Origin of the sequence: Lyngbya sp. CCY1209 (assembly GCF_035615495.1) — a bacterium.
In the GTDB taxonomy this organism is placed as follows: domain Bacteria; phylum Cyanobacteriota; class Cyanobacteriia; order Cyanobacteriales; family Microcoleaceae; genus Limnospira.
Genome location: NZ_JAJENU010000680.1, coordinates 23,217 through 46,383, shown reverse-complemented (window position 1 = coordinate 46,383; position 23,167 = coordinate 23,217). Strand labels below are relative to the sequence as shown.

Sequence of the window (23,167 nt, the reverse complement as noted above, 5' to 3'; positions counted from 1 at the left end):
GGGGGTGTGTGGCGATCGCGCGATCGCCACACACCCTGGCTGGCGAGCGACTGTTGAATCCGGAGATCTACGACATGGCAAAGAATATCGCAATTAACGGACTGGGAAGAATCGGGCGGGCAGTCCTCAAAATTGCCCACAAAAATCCGCAATTGGAAATCGTTGCAATCAACGATTTGGTTCCCCCGGAAACTTTGGCTTACTTATTAAAATACGATACCGTCTATGGCAGATACGAGGGCAGCGTCGAATCGACCAACGACAGTCTGATTCTCGACGGTAAACAGTATCCGGTGTACAGCGAAAAAGACCCGGAACAGCTCCCCTGGAGTTCCAAAAATGTCGATATTGTGCTGGAATGCACGGGCATTTTTACCAAAAAAGAGGGGTTGGAAAAACACCTGAAAGCTGGTGCAAAAGCAGTCATTTTATCCGCCCCCGCCAAAAGCGAGGGCATCCCCACAATCGTCCACGGCATCAACAAGCCAGACGAGAGCGATCGCATCATTTCCTGTGCCAGTTGTACCACCAATTGCGTCACCCCAGTATTTGAAATGGTCGGACGCCGCATCGGGGTTAAAAAGGCGATGATGACCACCGTCCACGCTTACACCTCCAGCCAATCTATTGTAGACGGTCCGAGCAAAAAATTGCGCCGGGGAAGGGCCGGTGCAGAAAATTTAGTCCCCACTTCTACAGGTGCGGCAAAAGCCACCACAAAAGTGCTCACCCAATACGAAAATAAATTCGATGGCGTAGCTGTCCGCGCCCCCGTCCCCGTCGGTTCCATCACCGACATCACCTTCGTGACGGAAAAACCGACTTCCGCCGAAGAAATTAACAGCATCTTTCGGGAGGAAGTCGATAGCGAAACCTACCGGGATATCGTCAGCATTTCCGAGGATGAAATCGTCTCCGCCGATATCGTCAAAGATCCCCACGCTTCCATCATCGACCTGACGATGACCCAGGTGGTGGACGGCGACCTGGTGAAGGTGATGAGTTGGTATGACAACGAGTGGGGTTATGCCAGCCAGATGGTGCGGGAAACGATGCGGATGCTGAAGGAATCCCCCGTTTTATCCGGGGCGAGCTAACTCTTTTTTAAATCCCCCCCGATCGCAGTTCGACAGGAGGAAATCACGAAATGTTTCCCATTCCCAAAATCAAAACTATAAAACTGCTGATATCCGGCTTTTTGGCGGTGACAGTTGCCTCGGTGTCGGCCGCCTGCGATCGCCGTCCGAGAGTCGGTGCCGAACCGAAGGTAATGGAAGAAACCCAGCAAGTCGAGTCCGTCGCCGCGATCGGGGAACCCGAGTTCACCGACTCGGAAATCACCGCCGCTATTAAGGGAGAATACGCCCTCAGCAACCACCTTTCCGGCTACGATGTTAACGTCGAAACTAACCAGGGCATCGTCATTTTATCCGGTGCCGTCGAAGATCTCCTCGCCCAAGAACGAGCCACCCGGATCGCCGAAACCGTCAAAGGGGTGCGATCGGTGGTCAACCGGGTTATCGTCGAACCGAGCGATCGCACCGATCTCGAAATTGCCGAAGACGTAAAAACCGCTTTGGAAGAAGATCCCGCCACGGAAGAATGGGCGATCGAAACTGCTGTAAATAATGGCGTCGTCTCCCTCTCCGGAACCGTGGATTCTTGGCAGGAAAAACAACTCGCCGCCCGCGTCGTCAAAGATGTCAAAGGGGTCAGAGAAGTTGACAACCAAATCCTCGTCACCTACGACGAAACTCGCGCCGATAGCGACATCGCCGCCGACATTCGCCAAGCCCTGAAATGGGATGCGCGGGTGGATGCCGCCCTAATCGATGTCAGCGTCGCCAACGACCAAGTGATCCTCAGCGGGACTGTGGGCAGCGCCTTCGAGAAATCCATCGCCGTCTCCGATGCCTACGTCGTCGGCGTCGATTCCGTGCTCGCCGAAACCCTGGATGTGGAGCCCTGGGCCGAAGATGAAAGCCTGCGGAAAGAGGCGATCGCGGACATCACCGATCCGAACCTCCGGGAAGCCATCAACGACGCCCTGAGGGCCGATCCCCGCGTGGCGGCGTTCAACGTCGATGCGGACGTCAGCAACGGCATCGTCACCCTGTCGGGCATCGTCGATAACCTGAAAGCCAAGCGGGCCGCGGCCCAGGATGCCGCCAACACCACGGGGGTTTTGGACGTCCGCAACGAAATTACCGTCGTCCCCCTCGACCCCCCCACGGACGGGGAAATCGCCGAAAATTTGAGAAATCGCATTTCCCGCAGTCCCTACATCGACGCCGAAGATGTCAACGTCTCCGTTGACGAGGGCATCGTCACCCTCAGCGGCACGGTCGATTCCTACTCGGAAAAATGGCGGGCGGGGGATCTGGCGACGCTGACGTTGGGCGTCACCGGCGCGATCAATAACCTGCAAATTGAAGGTCAACAATTGTCCTACGATCGCCCGTTTTACGACTGGGATGCTTTGGAAAATGGCGGCGACTACAGCCCCGCAGAAAAAGCCGATGCGGAACTCAAACAAGATATCGCCGACCAGATGGCTTGGTCGCCCTTTATCGACCGGGATGATATTAACATTTCCGTCAATAACGGCGTGGCAACCCTCACCGGAACCGTCGATTCCCGGTACGAACATACCCAAGTTTTGGAGGAAACCTACGAAGCTGGAGTTATCGGCGCGATCGATAAGTTGGATGTCGAACCGCGATCGGCATCGTAACCGCGATCGAGTAGCACGGGCATCCTGCCGGTGAAACATCACAAGCTAGAAGCTTGTGTTACCAAGTTATTTAAGGAAAAAATATGTCGGGTTCAAATTCTTATATTCGCTGGTTTGACGATCTCAACTCCGAAGATGTCGCCGCCGTGGGAGGAAAAAATGCCTCCTTGGGCGAGATGATTCAGAGTTTGAAAGAAAAACAGATTCGGGTTCCCGACGGTTTCGCGACCACGGCAACAGCCTATCGGGAATTTTTGGACGAAAACGAAATCACCGATAAAATTAAGGCAGAAATCGACAAACTCCACGACGAATCCGCACCTTTGGAAGAAGTCGGAAAGTCGATCCGGGGGTTATTTAAAAAGTCGAAATTTCCCGATCGCATCGCCGAGGACATCAAAAGCGCCTACCGGGAAATGAGCGATCGCTACGATACAAAATCCGTGGATGTCGCCGCCCGCAGCAGCGCCACCGCCGAAGATTTGCCGGACGCGAGTTTCGCCGGACAGCAAGAAACCTTCTTGAATCTGACCGGAGAAGACGAGGTTTTAAACGCCTGCCGGGACTGCTTCGCCTCCCTATTTACCGATCGCGCCATCAGCTACCGGGAAAGCCAGGGATTCGACCATTTAAAAGTCGCCCTCTCCGTGGGAATTCAAAAGATGGTACGGTCTGATTTGGCATCTTCCGGCGTCATGTTTTCCATCGATACGGAAACCGGATTTCCCCATGTCGTGGTCATTAATGGCGCTTGGGGATTGGGGGAAAATGTCGTGCAGGGCAGCGTCACACCGGACGAATTTCAGGTTTTTAAACCCCTACTGGATAACGAAAATTTGCAGCCGATTTTAGAAAAGCGGTTGGGGGAGAAACAGAAAAAAATGATCTACGCCAAGGGCGGGTCGAAGACGACAAAAAATGTCGAAACCTCCGAGGAAGAACGGCAACAATTCGTCATCGAAGATGAGGAAGCCCTGCAACTGGCGCGGTGGGCGACGACCATCGAATCCCACTATGGAAAAGCGATGGATATGGAGTGGGCGAAAGATGGGAAAAGCGGGGAATTGTTTATCGTCCAGGCCCGCCCGGAAACCGTGCAATCTCAGAAAGAGGCGGGTTCGCTGAAAACCTACAAATTGAAGGAAGAAGGAGAAAAAATACTGTCCGGGATCAGCATCGGAGAAGCGATCGCATCCGGGAAAGTTTGCCGGATCAAAAGTGCCGAAGAAATCGATAAATTTGAACCGGATTCCATCCTGGTGACGGGGATGACCGATCCGGACTGGGTGCCGATCATGAAACAGGCCGCGGCTATCGTAACCGATCGCGGCGGGAGGACCTGCCACGCGGCGATCGTCAGCCGGGAATTGGGGATTCCGGCGATCGTCGGCACCGGATCGGGGACGCAAGAATTGCGGGGCGATCGCGAGATCACCGTGTCCTGTGCGGAGGGCGATCGGGGTTTCGTTTACGACGGTATTTTAGACTTTGAAACCGCCGAAGTCAACCTGGAAGATATCCCCAAAACCGACACCCAAATTATGATGAATATCGCCAGCCCCGCCGCGGCTTTCCGGTGGTGGCGGTTGCCCAGCGACGGCATCGGCTTGGCGCGGATGGAATTCATCATCAATAATACCATCAAAATCCACCCGATGGCGCTGGTTCACTTCGACAAAATCGAAGATAAAGACACCCGCAAAACCATCGAAAAATTGACCCGGGGCTACAGCGACAAAAGCGAATATTTCGTCGATCGCCTCGCCCGCGGCATCGCCAAAATCGCCGCCCCCCAATATCCGAATCCGGTCATCGTCCGCATGAGTGACTTCAAAACCAACGAATACGCGGATCTGATCGGCGGCGAACAATTTGAACCCGGAGAAGCCAACCCGATGCTGGGATTTCGGGGCGCCTCCCGCTACTACAGCGATCGCTACCGGGACGGTTTCGCCCTCGAATGTCGCGCCATCCAACGAGTCCGGCAGGCGATCGGTTTGAACCATGTGATTATCATGATTCCCTTCTGTCGAACTATCGAAGAAGCCGACCGCGTTTTGGAAGTTTTGGCCGACAACGGTTTGAAGCGCGGCGAAGACGGTTTGGAGGTTTATGTGATGTGCGAAATTCCCACCAACGTCGAACAGGCGGACGAGTTTTCCGAACGGTTCGACGGCTTCTCCATCGGGTCGAATGACCTGACCCAATTAGCCCTCGGAGTCGATCGCGATTCTTCCGAATTATCCCACCTTTTCGACGAACGCAACACCACCGTCAAACGGATGATCCGGCGACTGATCGAAACCGCCCACAAGTGCGATCGGAAAGTCGGAATTTGCGGACAGGCGCCCAGCGACTACCCCGACTTTGCCGCCTTCCTCGTCGAGTCCGGAATCGATTCAATTTCCCTCAATCCAGATAGCATCGTGGAGGTAAAAAACCGCATCGCAGACATGGAAAATTAACCCTTCGTAGTTCGGGCATCCTGCCCGATCGCACCCCCGGCAAGATGCCCGGGCTACACAGTTTATATTTAGGAGAATTAAATGATGGATATGATGGATATCACCACTGTCTGGGAAGATTTAGTTTGGGATAACGGCGGCAAAATCGTTTACCTGATCCTCGACGGCGTGGGGGGGCTAAAAGACCGCGATCGCGGCGGCACCGCCCTGCAAGTCGCCCACACCCCCAACTTAGATGAAATCGCCAAAAATTCCAGTTGCGGCTTACTCGAAATTGTCGGCCCCGGCATCACCCCCGGCAGCGGCCCCGGCCATCTATCTCTGTTCGGCTACGACCCGTTAAAATACCGGATCGGCCGCGGCGTCCTCTCCGCTTTAGGCATCGATTTCGACCTGCAAACCGGGGATGTCGCCGCCCGCGTCAACTTCGCCACCCGCGACACCGAGGGCAACATCAGCGATCGCCGCGCCGGACGCATCGAAACCGATTTAAACCGCCACCTGTGCGATAAAATCAACGAAAAAGTCAGCTTGGATTTTGAGGGAAAATTCTTCTTCAAAACCGTCAGCGAACACCGGGCCGTTTTCGTTCTCCGGGGAGACGGATTGAACGACAAATTGCCGGATACCGACCCCCAAAATATCGGCGTTCCCCCCATCGAACCCAAAGCCACTTCGGAAGACTCCAAAAAAACCGCCGATCTGGTGCGTAAATTTATCGATCGCGTCAACGCCGTCCTCGCCGACGAACAGCCCGCCAACACCATTTTGATGCGCGGATTTGAACGCTACGAACATTTGCCAAAACTGCGCGATCGCTTCCGGTTGAACGCCGTCTGCATCGCCGACTATCCCATGTATCGCGGCGTCAGCCGCCTGGTGGGAATGGATGTTTTACCTCACCCCGGCGGCATGAAACAGCGCTTTGAAACCCTCCAATCCTGTTACGGCGACGATTATAATTTCTACTTCCTCCACGTCAAACATTCCGACAGCGAAGGGGAAGACGAAGACTTCGACGGAAAAGTTGACGTCCTCGAAGCCGTTGATCGCCTGATCCCCAAAATTACCGACCTCAACCCCGATGTCCTCGTCGTCAGCGCCGACCACTCCACCCCCGCCGTCATGGGGCGCCACAGTTGGCATCCCGTCCCGGCGATGATCCAAGCCGAAACCGCCCGCGTGGACGACGTTTCCCGGTTCGACGAATACTCCTGCGGCCAGGGACTCCTGGGATTGCGCCCCGGCACCCACCTGATGGGACTCGCCCTCGCCCACGCCGGACGCCTGCAAAAATTCGGCGCCTGATCGTTCTCTTTTGTAGCACGATGGGTAACAATGCGGCGACGCTGGTATACCTGGCAAATCAGGCCTGTACGACCCCCCACGTCTGGCCGAGTCGGTGCGATCGCCCCCGTTACCCCGATCGCGTCATTTTCGACCTCGACCCTCCAGGAGACGATTTGGGGTGTAGGGTGTGGGGTGGATTGGATCGAGAAACCGGGTTTCTGCGAGAATCTCGAATTCTCACCCAAGTTATTAGATAGAAACCCGGTTTCTTTGCCACCTGTAATATCTCGCGATTACTTCTCAGGGTAGACGTATCGACGGTTCGATTAACTTAGTCTGAAGCCAGGGAATATTTTTCTGTCAATTTATACACAATTTTTTGTGAAAAATTGAGAATTTTCCCGGAATTTAAGACGTATTTTGAGAACATCGATTATGACGGCACAACGCACGAAAAGACCGCCCCAGCACCAAGACCAAGTTCCCGGGCGCGAAGGGGAGATGGCACCCCGTCCGATAACGGATGATGCCGATTATAAGGGCAGCGACAAATTGCGCGATCGCGTCGCGGTGATCACCGGCGGCGACAGCGGGATCGGCCGTTCCGTGGCGACCCTTTACGCCAAAGAGGGGGCGGACGTGGCGATCGTTTACCTGGAAGAAAACGAAGATGCACAAGAGATCAAAGAACGCATCGAAGCGATCGGCCGGAAATGCCTGTTAATTGCCGGGGATATCAGCGAAGAATCGTTCTGTAAAGAGGCGATCGAAAAGACGGTCGAAGAATTCGGGCGGCTCGATATTGTGGTCAACAATGCCGGCGAACATTTCCCCCAAGAGAACTTGGAAGACATCAGCGAAGAACAGTTGGATCGCACCTTCCGCACCAACATTTATTCGATGTTTTTCATAACAAAAGCAGCCCTTCCCCATATGCAAGAAGGTAGCGCGATCGTCAATACCACATCCGTCACCGCCTATCGCGGCAGTTCCGGCTTGCTGGATTATTCCTCGACAAAAGGCGCGATCGTCGCCTTCACGCGATCGCTCGCCACGAATTTAGCCGACCGAGGAATCCGCGTCAACGGCGTCGCACCTGGCCCCGTCTGGACACCTCTGATCCCCTCTTCCTACGGCGAAGACAAGGTGGAAACCTTCGGCCAAAAAGTGCCGCTGGGACGGGCCGGACAACCCATCGAAATCGCCCCCAGCTACGTCTTTTTGGCTTCCAAAGATGCCGCCTACATGACGGGTCAGGTACTGCACCCCAACGGCGGCGAAATCATCAACGCCTGATACGCGGGAGTCGGGAAAAGGGGGGAGAACTGGACTCAAAGTCCCCCTTTTTAATGGGAATAATGGTGGCTCTTTCGTCCTCGGGCAAGGTTGAGATCCCCCCCAGCCCCCCTTGGTAAGGGGGGAGAATTGGACTCAAAGTCCCCCTTTTTAAGGGAGGAGAATTGGTTTCAAAGTCCCCCTTTTTAAGGGGGATAATGGGGGATCTCCGTGCCTCTGTGGTGAATTTACACCGTACTATAACTCATCGCCTCCGCCCGATGTTTTTGCAATGTCGTTTCCGGCAGCGGGCCCTGCAAGTGACTCCAGGGTAAAACCTGGTCTAAATCCCAATCTTGATGGACGTAAAAATCTTGTCCGGGAAGCTGCCCCCGCAACTCTTTAAACGCCCGCCGATAGCTTCCGGGCGTGTCCCCGTAGTGCCGCACTTTTTCCAGCAAATAAGATAACCGCCGATCGCCCCTCGAAATCAACCCTTGAATCACCGACCAGCGGTAACTCTCCGGGCGAAAATCCATGCCGTGCGATCGCAGTTGTTTCTCCAAAAATTTCAATCGTTTCTCAGCCTGTTTGTTGACCCCGAACCACTGAAACGGCGTGTGGGACTTCGGCACGAACGTGCTGCAACCGAGGGTGAGACGCAAACCGGGGGCTGCTTTTTTGATCGCCTTCATCATCGCCACGGTTTCTTCCAAATCCTCCGGTTCTTCGCCGGGAATGCCCACCATCCCGTAAAGTTTTATCCCCTTCAATCCCCCCGCTTTGGCATTAATTGCCGCTTCGATAATTTCGTCATTCTCCAATTTTTTGTTGATAATTTTCCGCAGGCGATCGCTCCCACTTTCCACCGCGATCGTGATGCTGCGGGTGTCCCGTTTCGCCAACGTTTCCGCCAGTTTTACGGTGACAGTATTTGTCCGCACCGAAGCCAAACTCAACCGCACGTCATCATATTTCGGCCGTCCGAGATAATCTAAAAGTTCTTCAAATTGGGGATGCTGCGTGACCGATGCCCCCAACAAACCCAGCCGTTTTGTCACGCTAAGACCCCTATCGATCGCCGGAATTAAAGAGTCTTCGATGCTGGCAGATCGGAAGGGGAGGGTCAGATAACTGGCGAGGCAAAAGCGGCACATTTCCGGACAACTGCGAACCACTTCCACCATGTAGATATTTTCCCACGCCGCCAACTCCGTCACCACCGTCGAGGCGGAGAGGACGTTTCCCCGGTAGGTTTGCTTTTTTACTTGCGGAGGAATATCGCCGTCAACGGGTTCGATAGAGGCGATCGCACCGTCCGGACCGGTGTAAGTGACGTGATACAAACTGGGGATATAAACCCCCGGAATTGTGGCGAGGTGGCGTAATTTTGTATCGCGATTTGCTCGTCTAACTTCCCGATAAGCGGTGATAAAATTGGGCAATAAATCTTCCCCGTCCCCCAATAAAATAACGTCGAAAAAGTCCGCGAAAGGTTCAGGATTCGCCGTCAACACCGGCCCGCCGCCGAAAATCAGCGGGTGAGAGTCGTCGCGATCGCGCGATCGGATGGGAATATTTAACCCCTCCAACTGCGACAAAATATTCACATAATCCAACTCCCAAGACAGGGAAAATCCCAGCAATTCCGGATGTTGGGGAAGCGGTTCCCGCCAGTCGGTAAACAGGCGACTCACCGCCACATCAGAACGCAGGGCCAAAGTCGCCCAAACCACCTGATATCCGAGGCTGGTAATTCCCACGCTATATTCGTTGGGAAACGCAAAAATAACGGGGATGGCGTCGGGTTCGGGAGTCGCCGGGGTAAACAGCAAACGTTCGCGATCGAAAGCGGAAACAGTCACGGGATAAAAGCTCGATAAATTGACATCTGGGGCGCCGGGTTCAGTGATATTTTAGCTTAAACCAGAGGATCGTCGAGGCGAGAATGAAAGTGGCGATATTCGTCAGCAGGACGGGAAGATCGCGAACCAGAGTCCCGTACACGATCCACAGAAACACCCCCGTACAGAAAATCACGAACATCCCCAAAGAGACATCGCGGGTAGATTTGGTTTTCCAAGTTTTGAGGGCCTGGGGGAGGAAGGCGATCGTCGTCAACATTCCCGCCAGCAGTCCGATTCCGGTAATCACGTTCATGGATAGATTCATAAATCGTCTCTGATGTTATAGCAATTGTTTCAAAAAACAGACGTAGAAGAGGACACCCCCACCCATCCCCAAAAATCCTTTCGCAAACAAGCGATCGCTTAAATCTGCGAAAATCTGCGTCATCTGCGGATCAAAAGAAAATCCCACTCACAAACGAGCGGGATCGGAGCAAATTTGAGCATTTAAGCTCTCAATGTGAGGGGTTTTCCTACATAGAGGATCCTACGCCGACGTAAGCTCCGTAGAAAAACAGACCGACGACAACGAGAACGCCCGTTCCGGCGATCGTTGCCACCAACCAAAGGGGAAGTTTAGCGTCTCCAGACACGGTTTTGTACCTCTCTCTTCAAAAATCAACTGACTGCACGGAAAACGGTCAAATTTTAAGGCAATTGCCAGTTAGTTAAAGAAGTAACTGGAAAATAGGATGCCGAGAACGAAAATGAGCAGCAAACCCAGATACAGAGAGGTTCTGTTTAATTCGACGGGCTGCTTGTTGGGATTAGAACTGCGATCCATAAATTCCTCCTATCGTTGAATGAACTGCATCGCGGCGATCGCGCCCAGGAAAAATACCGTGGGGACGGCGAGGGTGTGGACGGCCAGCCAGCGGACGGTAAAAATCGGATAACTTATCGGTTCGTTGGGATTTGCATTCGTCATTTTTTCGCGGTTCTCCTCAAAACTACTTACTTAATGAATTCGTCAATCTGTTTTTTGCTATCCAGGCGATCGGTGATGATCGGCAGCTCCTGACGCTCTTGAGTAAAATACTCATTGGGCCGGGGCGTACCGAAGGCATCGTAAGCCAGTCCGGTGCTGACGAACAACCAGCCAGCAATAAACAGAGCGGGAATCGTGATGCTATGAATCACCCAATAACGGACGCTGGTAACGATATCTCCAAACGGACGCTCTCCAGTGGTACCTGCCATTCAAATTGCTCCTGTAACCAAGTCAACAACGTATTCGGACTCTCGATCATATCTTATGATACGGGACGGAGGCATCGGTAACAAGTCAACTGAACCGACATTTGAAATCGACTTGTTTTTCCCTCAAACTGCCTCCGAGGGGGTTCCCGCATATCGGAGCAACGCCCCCTGTTGACCGAGTATAAATCCCCGGTCGGGATTCATGAACTCGATGCGGTAAAAGTTGGCGGGAACGTCCTCGACCCCGCGATCTTTTTTCCAGGTTTCACCCCCGTCAAAACTGCACAGGAGATTGCCGCTGCCGCCGCTGACCCAAATTTCCTCGGGGGTGCGGTAGGCCAGATCGAGCAGTCCCCAACTGGTGGCAAATTCCGGCTTGATCGGGTCGCTCCAGTTTTCCGGGTCCTCGGGATCGCTGAATCGGATTTCGCCGCCCCGGGCCAACATCCACAGGCGATCGTCCGGGGCGAAGCCAATTTTTTCCAGGCGTTTGGAACTGTAGCGGTTGTGGGGCGTCCAGGCTTTGTCCTCCCGTTCCCAAGTCGAGTAGAAGTTCCCCTTGGCGGAAACCGTGACGTACTCCCCTCCCTCGGAGCGGGACAGGCTGCGGATCACCCCGACCGCCTCTTCAACCAGGGCCTTCCAGTTTTGGCCCCCATCTTCGGTTTTGTAGATCGCCCCGACATTGGTGGTCATTTCAGCCGAGTTCGGCCCCACGGCGACAATGGTGTTGGGGGCGCCGGGCAGCTTGCTACTCAGGGCGATGCGAGTCCAGGACTGGCCTTCGTCGGTGGTGTGGAGCAAGACCGAAGGTTCCCCCACGATCCAGCCCTCGGAGCCTTTGAAGCTGACGGAGGTGAGCAGGAGATTTTCTTCGCCCAGGTCGAGCTGCTTGGTTTCCCAGGTTTTACCCCCATCTTGGCTTTCCAACAGGGTGCCGTCGCTGCCCACAACCCACCCGTGGTCCGAGCCGTCCACGAAGTCGATGTCCAACAGTTTGGCATCGGTGGCGACGGGAACCACTTCCCAGGGATTGTAACCCAGGTCTGCCGCGTAGTCACAACTCGCACAGAGCAAGGCGACGACGGTCAAAATGGCAATTTTTTTCAGAAATTTAGCGAATTGCATTTGATTCGATCGGTTTAAAGATTCCTTAACGCAAGGCGTACAAACTCATAAAAAACAAAAATCCCAAGGCGAGCCCGCCAAAAATGAGAAGATTTTTCTGCTGGGCGGTCAGCGTGTTGACTCCGAGGCCGAAGCCGAGATTTTCCTCAAATCCCGACGGCCCTTCCTTGGAGCCGATATTTCTGAATTGGCTCCGGGGCGCCCCGCAAACCGGACAGCGCCACCCCTTGGGCAAGTCTTCAAATTCGGTGCCGGGGGCAATGTCGCCCGACGAACTGCCTTTGGAGGGTTCGTAGACATAGCCACAGGCGTTGCACTCATAGCGATCCAGGGATTTGACTTCGGTGGCTTGCTCGCTCATAGTCTCGACCGGAGGGGAGTTAATTCTTAAAAGTCTATTACATAATATTACAGAACCTGAGAAAATTGAAGCCCGTCGGATGCGATCGCCCGCCCGAGGGCTCCCCGGCCCGGGGGATAGATTTATATAATTTGAAAAAACGCGCCACCCCGATGCGGCCAGACGGCCGGCACTGCACCGCCGGTCAGCCCCCGGAGCGTTGATGGCGCGGGTCCCCGAGTCCGGATGCAAATAGCGCTCTATCAAGTTTGGTGGTAAATTGAAGGCAATCGAACCTCGGTAGGGACGGGCGAGAATTGGGGTGCAGGGTGTGGGATGGCGGGGAAATTCCGACTCCCGACTCCCGAGTCCCAATTCCCGATCTCCCAAACCGCCAGTCTCGCACTGGAACACCCTTTGGAGAGATCGACCCGCGATCGCGGGTCGATCTCGCCGAAATAGAAATCCCGGGCCGCACCGAAACGGCCGGGGACAACGCCAGAACACTATAGCGCTCATTGAATTAACCGTGTTTGTCCTCAGTGGCTACGAATATTTCCTCGGCTTCCTGATCATTTGCAGCCTGGTTCCCCTCCTGGCTCTCGGAGCCTCCAAAATTGTCCGACCCAAAAGCCGCGGCGGTTCCCGCCGCACGACCTACGAATCCGGCTGCGAACCGATCGGAGGGGCCTGGATTCAGTTCAACATCCGCTACTATATGTTCGCCCTCGTCTTCGTCATTTTCGACGTGGAGACGGTGTTCCTCTATCCCTGGGCAGTAGCGTTTCACAAATTGGGGCTGCTGGCCTTCGTGGAAGCCCTGATTTTTATCACCATCCTCGTCATCGCTCTGGTTTACGCATGGCGCAAGGGTGCGTTGGAATGGTCGTAAATGGTTCATCAAAAATGACAACTCAAAGTCCCCTATCCGATAAAACAATTCTCAATCCCATCGAGCGGCCCCAGGTCACTCAGGAACTCTCCGAAAACGTCATTCTCACCACGGTAGACGACCTCTACAACTGGGCGAGACTCTCGAGCCTCTGGCCCCTGCTCTACGGGACGGCCTGCTGCTTCATCGAATTTGCCGGCCTGATCGGATCGCGGTTCGACTTCGATCGCTTCGGGTTAGTGCCCCGGTCGAGTCCCCGCCAAGCCGACCTGCTGATCACCGCCGGGACGATCACGATGAAATACGCCCCGGTCTTGGTGCGCCTGTACGAACAGATGCCCGAACCCAAATATGTGATCGCGATGGGAGCCTGCACCGTCACCGGCGGGATGTTCAGCATGGACTCCACCACCGCCGTCCGGGGTGTCGATAAACTGATCCCCGTGGACGTCTACATCCCCGGGTGTCCCCCCAGACCGGAAGCGATCATCGACGCGATTATCAAATTGCGGAAGAAGATCGCCAACGACTCCTTCCAAGAGCGGGGCAACCTGCAACAGACCCACCGCTACTACACGCGATCGCACCAGATGAAAGTGGTCGAACCGATTTTGACCGGCCAATACCTGGCCTCGGAAAGTCGCCAGGTGCCGCCCAAACAACTCACCGAGGCGATCGGGATGCCCGTCCCCCCCGCCCTGCAAGCCGATCCCGTCAAGAAGGAGGAACAGCGTGGCTGAAAACGAAACCGAAGCCCCCATCGTCGAAGCCGGCCCGGTGTCCAAATGGCTGAGTGAAAACGGCTTTGAACACGAATTTCTCGGCCCCAACCATGTCGGCGTCGAGATGGTGAAAGTCGATCGCGACTTTCTCATTCCCCTGGCTACCGCCCTCTACGCCTACGGCTTCAACTACCTGCGGTGCCAGTGCGCCTACGACGCGGGCCCGGGAGAAGATCTCGTCAGCACCTACCACCTGGCGAAAGTCGCCGACGACGTGGAACAACTCGAAGAAGTCTGCGTCAAAGTCTTCGTTCCCCGAAATGACCCCCGAGTTCCCTCCGTCTACTGGATTTGGAAGACGGCGGACTTCCAAGAACGGGAGTCCTATGATATGTATGGTATCGTCTACGAAGGCCACCCCAATCTCAAGCGCATTCTCATGCCGGAAGACTGGGTCGGCTGGCCCCTTCGCAAAGACTATATCTCGCCGGACTTCCACGAATTGCAAGATGCCTACTAGGGGGTTCCGGAGGCGGGGTTCTCGGGCGGCAACATGAAGGGTCATTCCGACGTTGGAGAATGGGAGATTGCCCCCGGGCAAATCCCAACTCCAAGGGGGATAAAATTGGGCATCCCCGGTTCAAAACCAAATTGCAATGTTTCTGGAAAGTCTGGTATATTTTCTTAGGCTCATGCTGTATTCAATGTGGTCTTAAGAATATGCACTCATAAGCGATCGAGTGTATTCTGTTCGGATTAAGTCGAGGAACAAGGACTTGGTCTTGCATAAACTGTCTTAGCCCAACATTTTGGTGGAGGAGTTCAAGCTAATGTCAAACCTTACAGGTACTAGTTTTCTAGATGTCAACGGTGACGGGGTACTCGGTCCCAACGACCAGAGACTGGCTGGCGCCACAGTATTTACCGATCTGGCTCCGTTCAATGCCGCCCTCGACGCGGGCGAGTTGAGCGGTGTCACCGATGCGAACGGAGGTTATACAATCGCCGGGTTGGAGGCTCTGGGGGCCGGGACGCCCTTCCAACTGCAACAAGCCCTGCCCGCCGGCGTGACGACCTCCGGGAGCAACCTGCCCGTCGATCTGAGCGTCCCCGCCGACCCGGCCGCCAACCTCGGTCCGATTCCCATCGTCAACAGCGTTTTCGTCCCCCCCGTCCCCCCCGTTCCACCGCCCACCGGTCTGGGTAACATCCAAGGGGTGACTTACGTCGATAACAACACCAACCGGATCTTCGATCTCGACGAACCCGTCGTCGGCGGCATTCCCCTGTTCCTTGATTTAGATAACAACGAAGTCCGGACGGCCAACGAACCCATTGCCGTCAGCCAACCCAGCGGGTTTTATTTCTTCAACAACCTCGTCCCCGGGACTTACCAAGTCAGACCGTTACTTCCCCTGAACGACCCCCCCTCCAGTGAGGAGCTGGCCCTGGTGGGGCTTCCGCCCATCACCCCCTTTGCCGAGGATTTCGAGGCCACCAATACCGTTCCGCAAGCAGTCACCGTTTTTGGCGGGGCGGTCACGTTCCAAGACCTCGGCTACGTCGTTCCCAACAGCATCTACGGTTTCGCGATCGAAGACCTCAACGGCAACGGCCTGGTCGATGCCGGGGAACCGGGAATTCCGGAAATTACGGTGACGGGCGGCGGACAAACCGCACTCACCGATCGCAACGGCTTGTACGTCCTCCAGGGCTTGGACACGGGCTTCGGTGAGATTTCCGATGAAGAGCGGGCTCAAAACCCCTATCTGCTCTACACCCTTGAGAATAATCCCGAACTGTTGGCGACCAGCTTCCCGGTGGAAGCCACCAGCCCCAGCAGCAGCGTCGTCCTGACCAATCCGCTCCCGGGGGTGAATGACTTTGACGTGGCTTTGCCTCCCGACCAGAGCGCTCAGAAGAACTTCTTCTTCAGCGTTTCCCCGGCTTTGATCGGAGGAGGTGGAGTCCCAGATACCGTCACCGGTTTCGTGTTCACCGATGTCAACATCGACAGCGGTTACCAGATTGGCGAACCCCTGATCGAAGGTGCCACGGTTTACATTGACATCAACAACAACGGACAGTTGGATAGCGGACCCCTGACGGTCTTCGATCCGGTGACGGGAACCGATATCATCGCCCGCGACGCCAACGGCAATCCCCTGCCCGCCGAGCCGAGTACGGTGACGCTCGAAGGTGGAAACTACGGAATCTTCGAGGTTTCCCGCTGGTTCTCTTCCACCGAGCTGTCCGCACCTCCGGTTCTCGTCGTCCGGGCTGAAGCCCCGGCTAACTTGCCCTTCCAGACCACCGCTCAACCCGTCATCGCGGGTGACGGCTTGGCACTTCTGGCCAGCAACGGTGCCTCCGGCGTGCCGTTCGGCTTCTCCGAGTTCCCCGTTCCCGTCGTGTAGGCGGCGGTGGAGACGGTCTCGGGCTTCCATCTGACCGGTATGACCCGATGAGCTTTCATCACCCCCGGCCGGAGTCAATCGGCCGGGGGTGATTTGTTGGGTCTCTGTGCGCCTTGCGATTTGGTATCAAAATACTCAGATTTTGTGGCGACGAACCATTATTCTGTAGGTAGGGGATTAATGGGAGTTTAAAAGGTTAAAAGTTGTCTGCACTCTCAACTGTCGAAACATTTCCCGCCACCGTCTTCACCCTGGACAATGGGCTGACCGTCATCCACCAAGAAATGCCGGCGACGCCCGTCGCGGTGGTCGATGTGTGGGTGAAGGCCGGCGCGACCCGGGAACCCGAACCCTGGTCGGGGATGGCCCACTTCCTGGAACACATGATTTTTAAAGGCACCGATCGCATCGCCCCCGGTTTGTTCGACTGGGCGATCGAGAGCCGGGGAGGAGTCGCCAACGCCGCCACGAGTCACGACTACGCCCACTTCTTCATCACTAGCGCCGCCCAATATTTGGAAGACACCCTGCACCCCCTGGCCGACCTGTTGCTGCACGCGGCCATCCCGGAGGACGAGTTCGCGCGGGAGCGGGCGGTGGTGTTGGAGGAACTGCACCAATCCCAGGATAGCCCCGATTGGGTGGAATTTCAGGCGATGATGGAGACGCTGTATCCCAATCACCCCTACGGGCGATCGGTGTTGGGGACCGAAGAGACGCTGATGGCGCGATCGCCCGAAGAAATGCGCCGCTTCCACCGCTGCCACTACCAGCCCGAAAATATGGCCGTGGCGATCGTCGGAGGGGTGGACCAGGGGCGGGCGCGGGAGCTGGTGTCCCGGGCTTTCGGCTGCTTCAGCAAACCCGAAGATTGCCCGTCCACCAATGGAAACGGGGCCCCCCAACTCACCGGCATCCGCCACGAAGAATTGTTGCTCCCCAACGTGGAACAGGCCCGGATGACTATGGCTTGGTCGGGGCCGGGGGTGGAAAATCTGCGCCACGGCTACGGTTTAGACCTGCTGTCGGTGCTGCTGGCCGAGGGGCGAACCTCCCGGCTGGTGCAACTGCTGCGGGAAGATCGGCAGTTGGTGCACGGCTTGAGCAGCGGTTTCTCCCTGCAACAGGAGTCCAGCCTGTTCACCATCAACGCCACCCTGGAATGGGAAAATGTCGAAGAGGTGGAATACCTGATCTGCGAGTGTCTGGCCGAGATCGGCGATCGCCCCCTCGCCCCGGCCGAACTCGATCGCGGCAAGCGACTCCTCTGCAACGACTACGCCTTTTCCACCGAAACCCCGGGACAACTCGCCGGTTTGTACGGCTACTACTTCACCGTCGCCCAACCAGAACTCTCCGTCACCTATCCCCGACAGATCCAATCCCTCAACGCGGCCGAATTGCAGCAGATCGCCAAAACCCACATTAGCCCGGAACGGTACGTCATGACAGTGGTGAAACCGCTTTTATAATTAATAATTAATAATTAATAATTAATAATTGAAGGAACGGGTGGGCAACCGGGGACGGTTGCCCCTACACATTTGATTCCCGATACAATAAAGGTGGGCAACCGGGGACGGTTGCCCCTACACATTTGATTCCCGATTCCCGATTCCCGATTCCCGATTCCCGATTCCCGATTCCCGATTCCCGATTCCCGATTCCCTACACCCTACACCCTTCCCGATACAATAAAGGCTGTTGTCCTGACGTGCGATCGCATACCATGTCCATCTCCTCGAACTGCCCGTTTCCCCCGGAAGAAATCGCCGCCGAAGGCCTGAAGCCGGAAGAATACCAAGAAATCGTCAACCGTTTGGGACGGCATCCCAACAAAGCCGAACTGGGGATGTTCGGGGTGATGTGGAGCGAACACTGCTGCTACAAAAACTCCCGCCCCCTCCTGAAACAGTTCCCTACCGAGGGCGATCGCATTTTGGTCGGCCCCGGGGAAAACGCCGGGGTGGTGGACTTCGGCGACGGACTGCGGCTGGCCTTCAAAATCGAATCCCACAACCACCCGTCCGCGATCGAACCCTTCCAGGGCGCCACCACCGGCGTCGGGGGCATCCTGCGGGACATCTTCACGATGGGCGCCCGCCCCGTCGCCGTATTGAACGCCCTCCGCTTCGGTTCCCTGGAAAATCCCCGCACCCGGCAAATTTTCCAGGGCGTCGTCGCCGGTATCGCCAACTACGGCAACTGCTTCGGCGTGCCCACCGTCGGGGGCGATGTCTATTTTGACCCCGCCTACACCGGCAACCCCCTCGTCAACGCCATGGCGATCGGAATCATGGAAACCCCCGATATCGTCAAATCCGGCGCCGCCGGCATCGGCAACCCCGTCTTGTACGTCGGTTCCACCACCGGACGGGACGGCATGGGCGGTGCCAGCTTCGCCAGCGCGGAACTCAGCGAAGAATCCGCCACCGATCGCCCCGCAGTCCAGGTCGGCGACCCCTTCCTGGAAAAATCCCTCGTCGAAGCCTGCCTGGAAGCCTTCAAAACCGGCGCCGTCGTCGCCGCCCAGGATATGGGAGCGGCGGGCATCACCTGTTCCACCTCGGAAATGGCGGCTAAAGGGGGCGTGGGGATTGAATTAGACCTGGATTTAATTCCGGTCCGGGAAACGGGCATGGTCCCCTACGAATATTTGCTCTCCGAATCCCAGGAGCGGATGTTGTTCGTCGTCCAAAAAGGCCGGGAACAGGAACTCATCGACATTTTCCACCGCTGGGGACTCCACGCTGTCGTTGCCGGAACGGTGATTGCGGAACCCATCGTCCGCATTTTATTCAAAAAAGAAATCGCCGCGGAAATCCCCGCCACCGCTTTGGCCGACAACACCCCCATCTACCACCGGGAACTCCCCCCGGAACTGCCGGAGTACGTCCAAAAAGCCCGGGCCTGGATGCCGGACACCCTGCCCCCCTGCACGACGTCGGGCATCGAACTGGCGGATGGGGTTTCGACCTGGAATCAAGTGTTGCTGACGCTGTTGGATACGCCCTCCATCGCCTCGAAAGCGTGGGTGTATCGCCAGTACGACCACCAGGTTCAGAACAACACCATCATCGTGCCGGGGGGGGCGGATGCGGCGGTGGTGCGGTTGCGTCCCCAGGGAGCGATAGGTGCGCGATCGCGGATCGCCACCCCCTCCCAAACTTGGCCGGGGGTGGCGGCAACGGTGGACTGCAATTCCCGCCACGTCTACCTCGACCCCTACGAAGGGGCGAAGGGGGTGGTGGCCGAAGCCGCCCGGAATTTGAGCTGCGTGGGGGCCGAACCCGTGGCGGTGACGGATAACCTCAATTTCGGCAGCCCGGAAAAAGCGATCGGATACTGGCAGTTGGCCCAGGCCTGTCGGGGCATTTCCGAGGGCTGTGAGGCGTTTTCGACTCCGGTGACGGGGGGGAACGTTTCCTTGTATAACGAGACGCTGGATGCGGACGGAAACCCCCAGGCGATCTATCCCACGCCGGTGGTGGGGATGGTGGGATTGATTCCCGACCCGGCCCAAGCCTGCGGCCAGAGTTGGCGGGAGGAGGGCGATTTGATCTACCTGCTGGGGGTGGCGAATTGGACGGACGACGATCGCAATTCTACCCACGTCACCCTGGGGGGGTCGGAATATTTGGCGACGGTACACGGTTTGGTGGCCGGAGAACCCCCCAAAGTGGATTTCGAGTTGGAACGGCGGGTTCAGGAGGCCTGTCGGACGGGGATTCGCCGGGGTTGGGTGCGATCGGCCCACGACTGTTCGGAAGGGGGTCTGGCGATCGCTTTGGCCGAATGTTGCATCGGCAACCGGCTGGGAGCTACCATTAACCTAGAATTAACTTCGGATTCCCCCGAACGGTGGGACGCCATCCTATTTGGAGAGGGGGGGGCCAGAATTTTGGTTTCGGTTCATCCCCGGCAGCAACGGGTTTGGGAGGATTATTTGCAAGAAATTTGGGGAAATCCTGGCCGGAACTGGCACCATTTGGGTACAGTAAATGCAGCGCTTTCCCCCCTGCGAATCGCGACATCTCATAACCTGACGTTAACTGAAGTCGGGATGTCCGAGATGTGCGATCGCTACGACGGGGCGATCGAGCGCCGTCTGACATAGTACAAACGCCTGTTGTGGGCGCGAATCCTCCCTTTGCTCATCGATTTGGCATCTCAGATTGAACGGTCAGTATCAGTCTTGTCTATGACAATCATCCGTTTTAACAATCTTTTTCGGGGGGCGAGCGATCGCGATCGGTGCGATACCGACCCCCCCCAAAAAAATTAAGAAATTGTTAAAATAAAAGCGGAGATTGTCCGAGACTGTCGCATTTTTTTAAGGTCCATTTCCGGTTCATCACAATCTGAATTCACGAGCTTTGCATCACCATGATTCCTAATAAGTCCCGCGCGATCGACGACCCCGGCCCCGCCGAATTGCACCCCGACAAACCGGAGGAAGCCTGCGGCGTTTTCGGGGTCTACGCTCCCGCCGAAGACGTCGCCAAACTCACTTATTTTGGTTTGTACGCCCTCCAACATCGAGGTCAGGAATCGGCAGGAATCGCCACCTTTGAAGGGGATCGCCTGCACTTGTACAAGAACATGGGATTGGTTTCCCAGGTCTTCAACGAATCGATTTTGCAGCAGTTGCCGGGGGATCTGGCGGTGGGCCACACCCGCTACTCGACCACCGGATCGAGCCGGGTGGTGAACGCCCAACCCGCCGTCGCCGAAACCCGCCTGGGGGCGGTTGCTGTAGCACACAACGGCAATTTGGTCAACGCCGCCGAGTTGCGAGAGGAGATGACCCGGCGGCAATTCGATTTTGTCAGCACGACGGATACCGAATTAATTGCACTGGCGATCGCTTCCGAGGTGAATCGCGGGAAAGATTGGTTGGAAGCCAGTATCACCGCCTTCGAGATGTGCGATGGAGCCTACAGTTTGGCGATCGGCACCCCGGCGGGATTGATGGGCGTCCGCGACCCCCACGGGATTCGCCCCCTGGTGATCGGCACCTTGGGAACCACCCCCCAGCGGTACGTCCTCGCCTCGGAAACCTGCGGGTTGGACATCATCGGCGCCGAATACCTGCGGGACGTGGAACCGGGGGAACTGGTTTGGATCACCGATGAAGGCATGGCGTCCTTCCACTGGAGTCAAAAACCCACCCGGAAATTGTGCGTATTTGAGATGATTTATTTCTCCCGGCCCGATAGCGTCGTGGAGGGAGAAACCCTGTACAGCTACCGCCTGCGGATTGGCCGGGTGTTGGCGAAGGAATCATGCGTCGATGCCGATATCGTCATCGGGGTTCCGGACTCGGGAATTCCCGCCGCGATCGGATTTTCCCAAGGGTCTGGCATCCCCTACGCCGAGGGGTTGATTAAAAACCGCTACGTCGGCCGCACGTTCATCCAACCCACCCAAAATATGCGGGAATCCGGCATCCGGATGAAGTTGAATCCCCTCAAAGACGTGTTGGACGGCAAGCGGGTGATCATGGTGGACGATTCCATCGTCCGGGGCACCACCAGCCGTAAAATCGTCAAGGCGCTGCGGGATGCGGGGGCGACGGAGGTACACATGAGGATTTCCTCTCCCCCCGTCACCCACCCCTGTTTCTACGGCATCGATACGGACAACCAAGATCAGTTGATCGCGGCGACCAAATCCGTCGAAGAAATTCAAGCTCAAATCGGGGTGGATTCTTTGGCGTATCTGAGTTGGGAAGGGATGCTGAATGCGACGAAAGAAGATCCCAACAGTTTCTGTTCGGCTTGCTTTACCGGAGATTATCCGATTGATGTACCTGAAACCGTGAAGCGTTCTAAATTGATGTTAGAACAGCCGATCGAGGTTTAATTCGGGTTGTTTTTAATTCATGTTCTGTCGGGGTAATTCGCAAATTGCCCCGACATTTTTTGAGATTGGAGAAGAAACCGGGTTTCTAGGAGGGTGTCGGGTTGTTGATCGAGAGGTTGCCAAGAAACCCGGTTTCTAGAGCTGTCTCGCTGGGGGGAAGAAACCAGGTTTCTAGGAGAGCGTCAGGTTGTTTATCGAGAGGTTGCCAAGAAACCCGGTTTCTAGAGATTACAAATGTTTTAATACCGTCTCCAGGGTTTCCAACGGTTTGGCTTCGTGGGTGGCGGGGTCAAATTGAAAACGTCCTGAAAAGTTGGTTTCGCCGTACAGGTTGAGGGTGACGCAGGGTTCGTCCCCCACCGCTTCGACGGCGTGGATGGCCTCCGTCGTCAAACTGACAATTTCCCCCACCTCCAAAATCTGTTCCCCGACCGTTTCAATTTTATCGGGAAATTGGGCACTCGGCGATCGCATCCAAGTGATATTTTTCGCCCGTCCTTTCACCACCGCCAAAATCCCCCAAGTTCCGTGATTGTGAATGGGGGTGGAGGCGCCGGGTAACATGGTTTCCATTTGCAGGGTGAGGGGATATCCGGGTTCGTCGTATAAAAGAGCGATCGCGGTTTCTTTTCCGGGTTGGGGTTCCGGAATTTTTGTCGTCACCCAGTAGGTTTTCAGCATGAGTTTGCGGACCAGCCGCCGCAGGGATTGTAAAAATACGTCCTCTGTCTGGTCTTCTTCCTCGGCGACATCGAGAATGCGATCGACATCCGCGAGAAAGTGAAAGAGGCGATAGTCCTCGCACTCCGTCAGCAAATCCCACTGTTTGGGAGGGGGGCAACTCACCCATCGGCCGTCCCCCGAAATCAACCAATCTCGCTGCTGCATGGCGACCTCCCCCAAGCCACAAATTCTCACGATTCAGCGTCTCA

The 23,167-nt window shown here is 56.0% G+C and carries 22 protein-coding genes; 13 read left to right on the top strand and 9 right to left on the bottom strand.

From position 1 onward, the window contains the following. The 6 genes from gap to LKE08_RS28065 form a co-directional block, all read left to right on the top strand. Positions 1 to 1,097: type I glyceraldehyde-3-phosphate dehydrogenase (gene gap / locus LKE08_RS28090; RefSeq protein WP_324707604.1), on the top strand; the 1,097-nt coding region annotated here is incomplete at its 5' end. A gap of 50 nt (positions 1,098 to 1,147) precedes the next feature. Next, on the top strand, positions 1,148 to 2,734 hold the full coding sequence (locus LKE08_RS28085) for a BON domain-containing protein (protein ID WP_324707603.1): 1,587 nt from the start codon (positions 1,148 to 1,150) through the stop codon (positions 2,732 to 2,734). Between the two features lie 83 nt (positions 2,735 to 2,817). Beyond that, entirely contained in the window at positions 2,818 to 5,199 is a 2,382-nt protein-coding gene (ppsA, locus tag LKE08_RS28080) for a phosphoenolpyruvate synthase (RefSeq protein ID WP_324707602.1), read from the top strand. Between the two features lie 81 nt (positions 5,200 to 5,280). Beyond that, on the top strand, positions 5,281 to 6,507 hold the full coding sequence (locus LKE08_RS28075; protein WP_324707601.1) for a 2,3-bisphosphoglycerate-independent phosphoglycerate mutase: 1,227 nt from the start codon (positions 5,281 to 5,283) through the stop codon (positions 6,505 to 6,507). A gap of 20 nt (positions 6,508 to 6,527) precedes the next feature. Continuing rightward, a complete protein-coding gene (locus LKE08_RS28070; RefSeq protein WP_324707600.1) occupies positions 6,528 to 6,746 on the top strand; it encodes a hypothetical protein in 219 nt (72 codons plus the stop codon). 178 nt (positions 6,747 to 6,924) lie between these two features. Next, positions 6,925 to 7,785, top strand: coding sequence for an SDR family oxidoreductase (locus LKE08_RS28065; RefSeq protein WP_324707599.1), 861 nt, complete (start codon positions 6,925 to 6,927; stop codon positions 7,783 to 7,785). Positions 7,786 to 8,012: 227 nt separating this feature from the next. On the opposite strand, the gene LKE08_RS28060 is transcribed toward LKE08_RS28065, so the two are convergent. From LKE08_RS28060 to LKE08_RS28025, 8 genes are all read right to left on the bottom strand, one after another. After that, positions 8,013 to 9,629 carry a radical SAM protein gene (locus tag LKE08_RS28060; RefSeq protein WP_324707598.1) on the bottom strand — a complete coding sequence of 539 codons (1,617 nt, stop codon included), beginning with the start codon at positions 9,627 to 9,629 and terminating at the stop codon, positions 8,013 to 8,015. A gap of 40 nt (positions 9,630 to 9,669) precedes the next feature. Continuing rightward, a complete protein-coding gene (locus LKE08_RS28055; RefSeq protein WP_324707597.1) occupies positions 9,670 to 9,924 on the bottom strand; it encodes a SemiSWEET transporter in 255 nt (84 codons plus the stop codon). A 220-nt stretch (positions 9,925 to 10,144) separates the two neighbouring features. Beyond that, positions 10,145 to 10,264 carry a photosystem II reaction center protein J gene (locus LKE08_RS28050; RefSeq protein WP_324707596.1) on the bottom strand — a complete coding sequence of 40 codons (120 nt, stop codon included), beginning with the start codon at positions 10,262 to 10,264 and terminating at the stop codon, positions 10,145 to 10,147. Positions 10,265 to 10,335: 71 nt separating this feature from the next. Next, positions 10,336 to 10,455, bottom strand: a complete 120-nt coding sequence (locus LKE08_RS28045; protein ID WP_324707595.1) for a photosystem II reaction center protein L — start codon at positions 10,453 to 10,455, stop codon at positions 10,336 to 10,338. 9 nt (positions 10,456 to 10,464) lie between these two features. After that, the gene (gene psbF, locus LKE08_RS28040) at positions 10,465 to 10,599 is read right to left on the bottom strand and encodes a cytochrome b559 subunit beta (protein WP_324707594.1); all 135 of its coding nucleotides are present in this window, start codon (positions 10,597 to 10,599) and stop codon (positions 10,465 to 10,467) included. A gap of 26 nt (positions 10,600 to 10,625) precedes the next feature. Next, positions 10,626 to 10,871, bottom strand: coding sequence for a cytochrome b559 subunit alpha (psbE, locus tag LKE08_RS28035; RefSeq protein WP_324707593.1), 246 nt, complete (start codon positions 10,869 to 10,871; stop codon positions 10,626 to 10,628). A gap of 123 nt (positions 10,872 to 10,994) precedes the next feature. After that, positions 10,995 to 11,999 carry a photosynthesis system II assembly factor Ycf48 gene (locus tag LKE08_RS28030; protein ID WP_324707592.1) on the bottom strand — a complete coding sequence of 335 codons (1,005 nt, stop codon included), beginning with the start codon at positions 11,997 to 11,999 and terminating at the stop codon, positions 10,995 to 10,997. A 25-nt stretch (positions 12,000 to 12,024) separates the two neighbouring features. Beyond that, positions 12,025 to 12,360, bottom strand: a complete 336-nt coding sequence (locus LKE08_RS28025; RefSeq protein ID WP_324707591.1) for a rubredoxin — start codon at positions 12,358 to 12,360, stop codon at positions 12,025 to 12,027. 508 nt (positions 12,361 to 12,868) lie between these two features. On the opposite strand from LKE08_RS28025, the gene ndhC reads away from it, so the two are divergent. From ndhC to purF, 7 genes are all read left to right on the top strand, one after another. Beyond that, on the top strand, positions 12,869 to 13,231 hold the full coding sequence (ndhC, locus tag LKE08_RS28020) for a photosynthetic/respiratory NAD(P)H-quinone oxidoreductase subunit C (protein WP_324707590.1): 363 nt from the start codon (positions 12,869 to 12,871) through the stop codon (positions 13,229 to 13,231). A 14-nt stretch (positions 13,232 to 13,245) separates the two neighbouring features. Then, positions 13,246 to 13,971, top strand: coding sequence for a photosynthetic/respiratory NAD(P)H-quinone oxidoreductase subunit K (gene ndhK / locus LKE08_RS28015; RefSeq protein ID WP_324707589.1), 726 nt, complete (start codon positions 13,246 to 13,248; stop codon positions 13,969 to 13,971). Then, positions 13,964 to 14,473: an NAD(P)H-quinone oxidoreductase subunit J gene (locus tag LKE08_RS28010; protein ID WP_324707588.1), complete on the top strand. Its 510-nt coding sequence runs from the start codon at positions 13,964 to 13,966 to the stop codon at positions 14,471 to 14,473. Before ndhK ends, LKE08_RS28010 begins: the two co-directional genes overlap by 8 nt. A gap of 310 nt (positions 14,474 to 14,783) precedes the next feature. After that, positions 14,784 to 16,370: a Cna B-type gene (locus LKE08_RS28005; protein ID WP_324707587.1), complete on the top strand. Its 1,587-nt coding sequence runs from the start codon at positions 14,784 to 14,786 to the stop codon at positions 16,368 to 16,370. A 203-nt stretch (positions 16,371 to 16,573) separates the two neighbouring features. Then, positions 16,574 to 17,842, top strand: coding sequence for a pitrilysin family protein (locus LKE08_RS28000; RefSeq protein ID WP_324707586.1), 1,269 nt, complete (start codon positions 16,574 to 16,576; stop codon positions 17,840 to 17,842). Positions 17,843 to 18,099: 257 nt separating this feature from the next. Further along, on the top strand, positions 18,100 to 20,487 hold the full coding sequence (purL, locus tag LKE08_RS27995) for a phosphoribosylformylglycinamidine synthase subunit PurL (RefSeq protein WP_324707585.1): 2,388 nt from the start codon (positions 18,100 to 18,102) through the stop codon (positions 20,485 to 20,487). A gap of 269 nt (positions 20,488 to 20,756) precedes the next feature. Beyond that, entirely contained in the window at positions 20,757 to 22,235 is a 1,479-nt protein-coding gene (gene purF / locus LKE08_RS27990; protein WP_324707584.1) for an amidophosphoribosyltransferase, read from the top strand. Between the two features lie 228 nt (positions 22,236 to 22,463). Here the strand turns inward: purF and LKE08_RS27985 are convergent, their stop codons facing one another. Continuing rightward, a complete protein-coding gene (locus LKE08_RS27985) occupies positions 22,464 to 23,153 on the bottom strand; it encodes a cupin (protein WP_324707583.1) in 690 nt (229 codons plus the stop codon). Positions 23,154 to 23,167: the final 14 nt, after the last annotated feature.